Annotated in this window: 1 protein-coding gene; it reads left to right on the top strand. The window is 44.4% G+C overall.

The window, feature by feature from the left end:
* Positions 1 to 61 precede the first annotated feature (61 nt).
* Positions 62 to 383: translationally-controlled tumor protein (locus tag F0L46_RS27865; RefSeq protein WP_188312168.1), on the top strand; the 322-nt coding region annotated here is incomplete at its 3' end.

Genomic DNA, 383 nt, shown 5'->3' with positions numbered 1-383 from the left:
GTTGAGGCGAGAAGCCGTTCTTTCGGTTTTTATTATTTTTAATCGCCTCCAATCCATCAAAATGAAGATCTATAAGGACATTATCACTGGTGATGAGATGTTCTCTGACACTTACAAAATGAAATTGGTCGATGAAGTTATTTACGAAGTGACCGGTAGGTTGGTGACGAGAGCACAGGGTGATATCCAGATCGAGGGTTTTAATCCTTCGGCTGAAGAGGCTGACGAGGACACGGACTCGGCCGTCGAGAGCGGAGTTGACATAGTCCTGAACCACAGGCTAGTCGAAACATACGCCTTCGGTGACAAGAAATCCTACACATTGTACCTCAAAGACTATATGAAAAAATTAGTAGCAAAATTGGAAGAGAAGGCGCCTGACC

Source organism: Salinarimonas soli, from assembly GCF_008386575.1.
GTDB lineage: Bacteria > Pseudomonadota > Alphaproteobacteria > Rhizobiales > Beijerinckiaceae > Salinarimonas_A > Salinarimonas_A soli.
The sequence above is the reverse complement of the archived record's forward strand: the minus strand, read 5'-3'. Positions and strand labels throughout refer to the sequence as shown.